This window comes from Streptomyces sp. NPDC020965 (assembly GCF_044333555.1).
GTDB lineage: Bacteria > Actinomycetota > Actinomycetes > Streptomycetales > Streptomycetaceae > Streptomyces.
Genome location: NZ_JBIRRE010000023.1, coordinates 20409 through 29032, shown reverse-complemented (window position 1 = coordinate 29032; position 8624 = coordinate 20409). Strand labels below are relative to the sequence as shown.

The 8624-nt window shown below is 71.5% G+C and carries 3 protein-coding genes; all 3 read right to left on the bottom strand.

From position 1 onward, the window contains the following. Positions 1-5596 (bottom strand): beta-ketoacyl synthase N-terminal-like domain-containing protein (locus ACH4S7_RS36395; RefSeq protein WP_398525719.1); only part of this gene is annotated, 5596 nt, incomplete at its 3' end. A gap of 178 nt (positions 5597-5774) precedes the next feature. After that, entirely contained in the window at positions 5775-7019 is a 1245-nt protein-coding gene (locus ACH4S7_RS36390) for a type III PLP-dependent enzyme (RefSeq protein ID WP_398525718.1), read from the bottom strand. Next, a complete protein-coding gene (locus ACH4S7_RS36385; RefSeq protein ID WP_398525717.1) occupies positions 7016-8548 on the bottom strand; it encodes an AMP-binding protein in 1533 nt (510 codons plus the stop codon). The genes ACH4S7_RS36390 and ACH4S7_RS36385 overlap by 4 nt, the downstream gene beginning before the upstream one ends. Positions 8549-8624 lie beyond the last annotated feature (76 nt).

Sequence of the window (8624 nt, the reverse complement as noted above, 5' to 3'; positions counted from 1 at the left end):
CCCCATGCACCACCACCGCATGACGCGCCACCACAGCACCCAACCCACCCGTACCACCCGTCACCAACACCACACCATCACCCAAACCACCCGTGGGCATGGTGAGGGCGACCTTGCCGATGTGCCGGGCCTGGGCGATATGGCGGAAGGCGTCTTTGGACTTGCGGATGTCCCATGCACGCACCGGCAGCGGCCGCAGCGCACCGCTCTCGAAGAGGGCGAGCAGCTCGCGCAGGATCTCGCGGAGTCGGTCGAGGTCCGCCTCGAAGAGGTCGAAGGCCCGGTAGCGCACTCCGGGGTACTCGGCCGCGACCCGCTCCGGGTCGCGCACATCGGTCTTGCCCATCTCGGCGAAGCGTCCACCGCGCGGCAGCAGCCGGAGTGACGCGTCGATGAATTCGCCGGTGAGGGCGTCCAGGACGACATCGACGCCACGGCCACCGGAGTTCGCGAGGAACTTCTGCTCGAACGTGGTGTCACGGGACGACGCGATGTGGTTGTCGTCGAGTCCGGCGGCGCGCAGCGCGTTCCACTTGCCGGGGCTGGCCGTGCCGTACACCTCGGCGCCCAGGTGGCGGGCGATCTGGACGGCCGCCATGCCGACGCCGCCGGCCGCGGCGTGGATGAGCGCCGATTCGCCGGAGCGCAGTTCGGCGAGGTCCACGAGGCCGTAGTACGCGGTGGCGAAGACCAACGGGGCCGTGGCGGCCTGCGCGTAGGTCCAGCCGGTGGGCATCGGCACCAGGGTGCGGTGGTCGGTGATCGCGTGCGGACCGAAGGCGGTGTCGAAGAGACCCATCACCCGGTCGCCGGGGGTGAAGTCGGTGACACCGGGGCCGACTTCGAGTACGAGACCGGCGGCCTCACCACCGATGTCCGCCTTGGTCGGGTACATCCCGAGCGCCACCAGGACGTCACGGAAGTTGACTCCCGCGGCACGGACGGCGATCCGGACCTCGCCCGGGGCGAGGGTCAGCTCGTCGGCGTCGCTGGGGATGAGGGCGAGGTTCTCCAGGGTGCCCTGGCTCAGCACGTCCAGGCGCCAGCTCGCGGCGTCCGACGGCGGGACGAGGCCGCCCTCGCTGACGGACCTGACCAGCCGGGGGGCGTACGCGTTGCCGTTGCGGAAGGCGAGTTCGGGTTCGTCGGCGGCGGTGATCGCGGCCAGGGCGGTACGGGACTGGTCGGTGCCGTCGATGTCGGCGAGCAGGATGCGGCCGGGGTTCTCGGCCTGCGCGGAGCGGATCAGTCCCCAGACGGGGGCGACGGTCAGGTCGGGGCCGCCCGCGGCGGTGTCGACGGTGACGGCGTCGCGGGTGACGACCACGAGCCTGGTCTCGGCGAGACGCTCGTCGGCCAGCCAGTTCTGGACGAACTCCAGCGCGGTGTTCAGGGTGGCGCGGACGGCGTCCGGGAGGTCGGCGTCGGCGGCGCCGGCCGACGGCAACTGGACGGCGACGATATCGGGGGTGGTGCCGCCGTCGACGGCGGCGCTCAGCTCGGCCGTGCCGTGGTAGGCGGTGCCCGGGGTGCCGGCCGCGGTGAGGGCGGCGGCGAGTTCGGGAGCGTCGGCGCCGAGCACGGCCCAGCCGGCGCCGGATGCGGTGAGGTCGGCGGTGACGGGGGCCCATTCCACCCGGAACAGGCTGTCGGGGCCGTTGCCGCCCTGGGCGCTGCGGAGCTGCTCCTCGGTGACCGGGCGCAGCACGAGCGACTGGACGGTGGCGACGGGGCGGCCGGTGGTGTCGGCGAGGTCGAGCGCGTATCCGTCGTTGCCGGTGGCGGTGATCCGTACCCGCAGTTCGGACGCACCGGTGGCGTGCAGCGAGACACCGGTCCAGGCGAACGGCAGATGCGTGCCCTCGACGGCGGACTCCGGGTCGAGGTAGTCGGTGGCGTGCAGTGCGGCGTCCAGCAGGGCGGGGTGCAGCCCGAATGCGGAGGCGTCCGCCTGTGCACCTTCCGGCAACACGACCTCGGCGAACACCTCGCCGTCGCCGCGCCACACCGACCGGAGGCCCTGGAAGACGGGACCGTATCCGTAGCCCTGGTCGGCCAGTCCGGCGTAGACGTCGCTGACGTCCACCGCCCGGGCGCCCGGCGGGGGCCATGCCTCCAGGTTCAGTCCGCCGTCGACGGCGGCGCCGACGAATCCGGTGGCGTGGCGGGTCCAGACGTCGTCCTCCTCGGCGCGGGAGTAGACGCTGACGGTGCGGACGTCGGACTCCTCCAGTGCGCCGACGACGACCTGGAGCTGGACGGCGCCCCGGTCGGGCACGACCAGCGGGGCCTCCAGCGTCAGTTCTTCCAGCCGGCCACAGCCGACCTCGTCACCGGCACGGACCGCCAGCTCCACGAAGCCCGTACCCGGCAGCAGCGTCACCCCGGCGACCTGGTGATCCGCCAGCCAGGGGTGGGTGTGCAACGACACCCGACCGGTCAGGACGACACCATCGCCACCGGCCAGACCCACCACGGCACCCACCAAGGGGTGCTCCGCGGCGGTCTGGCCCAGGCCCAGGGCGTCCGTGGTCGAGCGGCCGGCCTCCAGCCAGAACCAGCGGCGCTGGAAGGCGTAGGTGGGCAGCTCGACGCGGCGGGCGCCTTCGATCAGCGGCTCCCAGGTGACCGGGACTCCGCGTACGGCGATCCGGGAGAGGCCGGTCAGGAACTCCCGCACCTCACCCCGGCCCCGGCGCATCACGGGGAAGCAGCCGACGTCGGCGGCGTCGGAGACCGACCCACGGGCCATCCCGCTGAGCACACCGTCCGGACCGATCTCCAGGAAGGAGGAGACGCCGGCGCCGAGCAGGGTCCGGACGCCGGCGCTGAAGCGGACGGCCTCGCGGACGTGGGTGACCCAGTACTCGGGCGTGGCCAGTTCGGTGCCGGCGACCGATCCGGACACGTTCGACACCACGGCGATCCGCGGTGCCTGGTATTCGAGGACCTCGGCCACCCGGCGGAACTCGGTGAGCATCGGCTCCATGAGCGGTGAGTGGAAGGCGTGGCTGACGTCGAGCCGCTTGGTCTTCGCGCCCCGGTCCCGGAGTACGTCGACCACCCGGGCGACACCGGTCTCGGTGCCGGAGACGACCACGGCGTCGGGGCCGTTGATCGCGGCGATGGAGGCGTCCTCCACCCCCTCCAGCAGGGCGAGCACATCCTCCTCGGTGGCCTGCACCGCCACCATCGTCCCACCCTCCGGCAGGGCGTCCATCAGCCGGCCCCGGGCGGCGACGAGCATGGTGGCGTCTTCCAGCGAGAACACGCCCGCGACGTGTGCGGCGGCGATCTCACCCACCGAGTGACCGGCGACGAAGTCCGGCACCACACCGAACGACTCCACCAGCCGGAACAGCGCCACCTCCACCGCGAACAACGCGGCCTGGGCGTACACCGTCCGCGTCAGCAGGGCGGCCTCGGCCGAGCCCTCCTCGGCGAACAGCACCTCGCGCAGTGAGTGGTCCTGGTCCTCCAGGCCCACGTCCAGCAGGTCGCAGGTCTCTTCCAGGGAAGCGGCGAACACGGGGAATTCGGCGGCGAGTTCCCGGCCCATACCGACGCGCTGCGCACCCTGGCCGGTGAACAGGAACGCCAACCGGCCCTCGGCGACCCGACCCGTCACCACACCCGGCGCCTCGGCACCGGACGCCAGCGACTCCAGAGCCGCGATCAGTTCCTCACGCGACTCCCCCAGCACCACACCGCGGTGTTCCAGGCCCGCACGCGACACACCGAGTGAGTACGCCACATCCACCACGGAGACATCGGCGTCGGTGGAGACGAACGACAGCAGCCGCTCGGCCTGCCCCCGCAACGCGTCGGCCGACCGGGCCGACAGCACCCACGGCGGTGTCACGCCCGACCCGGCCACCGGCTCCACGGCGCTCGGCTCGAACTCCGGCGCCTCCTCGATGATCACGTGCGCGTTGGTGCCGCTGATGCCGAAGGCGGAGACACCGGCGCGCCGGGGGCGGTCGGGGGCGTCCCAGTCGCGGGTCTCGGTGAGCAGCGCGACGTCACCGGTCGTCCAGTCGACGTGCGGGGTGGGCGCGTCGATGTGGAGGCTGCGCGGCAGCTTGCCGTGGCGCATCCCCATCAGCATCTTGATGAGGCTGGCGGCGCCGCCCGCGGCCTGGGTGTGGCCGAGGTTGGACTTGATGGAGCCGAGCCAGAGCGGCCTGCCCTCTTCGCGCTCCTGCCCGTAGGTCGCCAGGATGGCCTGGGCCTCGATCGGGTCACCCAGCTTGGTGCCGGTGCCGTGGGCCTCCATGGTGTCGACGTCCGCCGGCTTCAGACCGGCGTTGGCGAGGGCCTGGAGGATGAGGCGCTGCTGCGAGGGGCCGTTCGGGGCGGTCAGTCCGTTGCTGGCGCCGTCCTGGTTGATGGCGGAGCCCTTGACGATGCCCAGCACGGGGTGGCCGTTGCGGCGGGCGTCGGCGAGGCGCTCGACGACGAAGACGCCGACGCCCTCGGAGAAGCCGGTGCCGTCGGCGGCGGCGGCGAAGGGCTTGCAGCGGCCGTCGGCGGCGAGGCCGCGCTGCCGGCTGAAGGCGGCGAACATGCCGGGGTTGCCCATGACGGTCACACCGCCGGCGATGGCGAGCGAGGACTCGCCCTGGCGCAGCGAGTGCGCGGCGAGGTGCAGGGCAACGAGGGAGCCCGAGCAGGCGGTGTCGATGGTGACGGCGGGGCCTTCGAGCCCGAGGCTGTAGGCGATCCGGCCGGAGGCGACGCTGGGCGCGTTGCCGGTCATGAGGTAGCCGTCGAGCCCTTCGGGGGCTTCATGGACGCGCGTACCGTACTCATGGACCTCGGCGCCGATGAAGACACCGGCCTTGCTGCCGTGGAGGGAGCCGGGGTCGATGCCCGCGCGTTCGAACGCCTCCCAGGCGGTCTCCAGGACGAGCCGCTGCTGCGGGTCCATGGCGAGGGCCTCGCGCGGCGAGATCCCGAAGAAGTCCGCGTCGAAGTCGCCCGCGTCCTGGAGGAAGCCTCCTTCGCGGACGTAGCTCTTGCCGGGCTTGCCCGGGTCGGGGTCGTAGATGCCCTCGACGTCCCAGCCACGGTTGGTGGGGAATCCGGAGAGCACCTCGGCCTCGTCCATGACGAGCTGCCACAGTTCCTCGGCGGAGTTGATGCCGCCGGGGAAACGGCAGCCGATGCCGATGATCGCGATGGGGTCGTCGTCCAGGTTGCCGGTGGCGACGACGGGCGCGAGCGGGGCGGGCCGGATGCCGAAGGCGATCCGGCGGATCTCCTCGGCGACGAGTACGGGGGTGGGGAAGTCGAAGGCGACGGTCACCGGCAGTTCGAGGCCGGTCTCGCCGGTGAGCCGCTTGTGCAGGTCCACGGCGGCGAGGGAGTCGAAGCCGAGTTCCAGGAACGGGCGCTGCACATCGACCTGGTCCGGAGAGAGCGGGGCGACGGCCTGGAGCGCGGCGACCGTGTGCCGGTGCACCATGTCGACGAGGTGCTGCTCCTGCTCGGCGGGGGACAGTCCCGCCAGCCGCCGAGCCAGCGCCGTACGCGTGTCCGGGGTTTCATCCGCACCGGCTGTGGTGGCGGAAACGGGGTTCTCGGACTCGCTCATTCGCTTACTCCTCGCTAAGGCGGGCGACATACGTGGTGCGGCGCGCGCGGGCTCGGTGGCGACGGCGCGGGAAAAGGCGGGAACGCCCGTGGCGGGCGTTCCCGGATGTGGTGCGCAGGGGGCTCGGTACCGGCCGCCCCCGGAGGTCACCGGGGGCGCGGCGGGTGGTCGGCCGTGGTTATCCGGGGGTCGCCGGAGTGCGGTGGTGCTCCAGTCGGGACGCGGAGACGACCTTGCCGCCCTTCAGGACGACCTCGACCGGCGCGGGCCTGCCGAGGAACATCAGCAGGCTCGCGGTGACGCCGTACGCGCCCGCGTTGGGGATGGTCACGAGGTCGCCGGGGGCCAGTTCGGGCAGGCGGATCTCGCGGCCGAGGATGTCACCGGGGGTGCAGAGGGGGCCGGCGAGGCTGGCGACATCGGTGAGTTCGGTGGCTTCGGCGGAGCCGGTGTACTCGGGTTCGACGGCGACCGGCAGCAGCCGGCCGAGGCCGGACATACCACCGAAGGTGTTGATCCCGGCGTCGATGACGACGAACTTCCGGTCCCGGCTGACCTTGATGTTGACGACCCGGGTGAGCAGGGTTCCGGCGCCGCTGGTCTGGTAGCGGCCGGTCTCCACCGCGATGCGCGGGGCGCCCTCGCGCCAGTGCGGGAAGTGCTCGTCGAGGGCGGCGGCCAGCTCGGTGCGGAGTTCGCGGTAGACGGGGCGCTCGCCGGGCGCGCCGTAGGGGTGGGCGAAGCCGCCGCCGATGTCGAGGAATTCCAGGGTGAGACCGGTCTCCTCGGCGAGGCCGGCCGCGTAGGCGATGGTGTGGCGGAACTCGCCGATGAGGCTGGCCTCGTCCCTCGCGTTGCTGAGGGGGAAGAAGTGCAGGCCCGTGATCCGGGTGCCGGGTACGGCGCGCAGTTCGGGCATGGCGTCGACGAGGGTCTCGCTGTCGATGCCGAACTGTGAGGGGGTTCCGGTCATCCGGATGCTGGTGGTGGCGCTGGCGGTGGCGCTGTTGATGCGCAGCAGGCAGTCGGCGACGACGCCGTGTCGCAGGGCGACGGCGCCGACGTGCTGGAGGTCGGTCAGCGATTCGACGCAGAAGGTCTTGACGCCCTTGCCGATCGCTTCGTCCAGTTCGCCGTCGGTCTTGCCGGGGCCGGTGTAGAGGATCTCGGAGGCACGGAAGCCGGCGGTGAGGGCGGCGGCCAGCTCGCCGACGGAGCTGATCTCGGCGCGGCACTCGCGGCCCTCGCCGCTGCGCAGGGCGCCGGCGACCTGCGGGTGGGGGTTGGCCTTGAGGGCGTAGTAGATCTCGACCTCGTCGGGCAGTGAGGTGCGCAGATCGTGCCGGGCCTCGGCGACGCGGTCGAGGTCGTAGACGTAGAGCGGGGTGCCGTACTGGTCGGCGAGTTCTTCGTACTGGTTCACTTGTCGCTCCCGTCGAGCAGGCGTGCGAGCTGCTTGCGCTCGGACTTGCCGTTCAGGGTGAGCGGGAAGTCGTTGACGATACGGCAGGTCGCGGGGACCTTCGCCGGTTCGAGCCGCTCCGCGAGGCTGCGGAGGACGTCATGGGGTTCGAGGTCGGACGCGACACACAGGGCCAGGTCCCGGGTGGCGGTCGGGGGCAGCGCCACGGCGGCGGTGACGCCGGGGATGTCGAGGGCCGCGGCCTCGATCTCGACGGTGCTCATCCGGGTGCCCTTGCGCTTGAACATGTCGTCGCGCCGGCCGCCGAAGTAGAGGAATCCGTCCTCGTCGAGGTGGCCGTAGTCGCCGGTGTGCAGGCGCATCGCGCCGGTGGTCTCGTCGCGGCGGTAGGCGCGGGCGGTGATCTCGGGCGCGCGCCAGTAGCCGGCCATGACATGGGGTCCGGTGACGGTGATCTCGCCGGGCTCACCGGGCGGCAGGAGGGTGCCGTCCTCGTCCAGGATCTCGATGGTGGTGCCGGGCAGCGGCAGACCGACGGAGTCGGGTCGCTCGTGCTCCAGATGCGGCGGCATGATCGAGATGCGCTTGCACTCGGTCTGGCCGTACATGCGCACGACCTGGGCGCCGGGGAACGCGGAGCGCAGGGCGTCGATGGTGACCTGGGGCAGCGCGGCGGCGCTGTTGGTGAACATCCGCAGCGTCGGGGCGCCCTCGGGGTCGCGCCGGATGAGGGTGGTGAGCATACTCGCCAGGGACGGCACGATGGGCATCATCGTGGCGCCGCTCTCGCGGAGGGACTTGACGAGCGCGATGTCGGGCTCACCGCCCGCGAGGACGAGCTTGGCGCCGGTGAGGGTGGAGATCAGCACCTTGTAGAGACCGAAGTCCCAGGAGACCGACATCCGGCAGAAGACGATGTCTTCGGCGTGGTAGCCGAGTACGGCGTTGATCGAGGAGGCGGCGAACACGATCTGCTGGTGGGGGCAGGCGACCGCCTTGGGGGCCGCGGTGGAGCCGGAGGTGTAGATGAGGACGGCCAGATCCTCCGGGGAGACCTCGACGGCCTCGGCTCCGGCGCCCGCGTCGCGCAGCCGCTCGACATCCGCCCAGAGGGAGTCGATGGAGTACACCGGCAGGTCGGTGACGTCACGCAGCCGGTCGGCCGCGGTCTCGTCCTCGGCGATGACCAGGCGCGGGTCGGCGTCGGCGATGACGGACCGCAGGTGGAAGGGCTTCATGCCCGGGTTGAGCGGGACGAACACGACGCCGCGGCGGCAGGCTCCGTAGAACACGGCGACCGTCTGGCGGATGTTCGGGAGCTGGACGACGATGCGTTCGCCGCGGGCGACGCCCTTTCCGTCCAGCCAGGCGCTGAATGCCTGACTATGGTTCAGCAGCTCTTGATAGGTCCAGGTTCCGAATGCGTCTTCCATGGCATCGGAATTCGGTGTCGCTTTTCCTGAGCCTGCCAGGAGATCGTGGACGAGTCCGCCGTAGCGGAGATCCTTATCGGCATTGTCGGACACCATGTTGGCCACGCTGTTCAACGCCGCTCTCCTGTCTGGTGAATACACACGGCGAACTCCCCCGAATACGTCTGTCAAT

What these genes read in the sequence shown, in the direction of transcription:
- ACH4S7_RS36385 (WP_398525717.1), bottom strand. Translation starts at nt 8,548, where the DNA reads ATGGTGTCCGACAATGCCGATAAGGATCTCCGCTACGGCGGACTCGTC.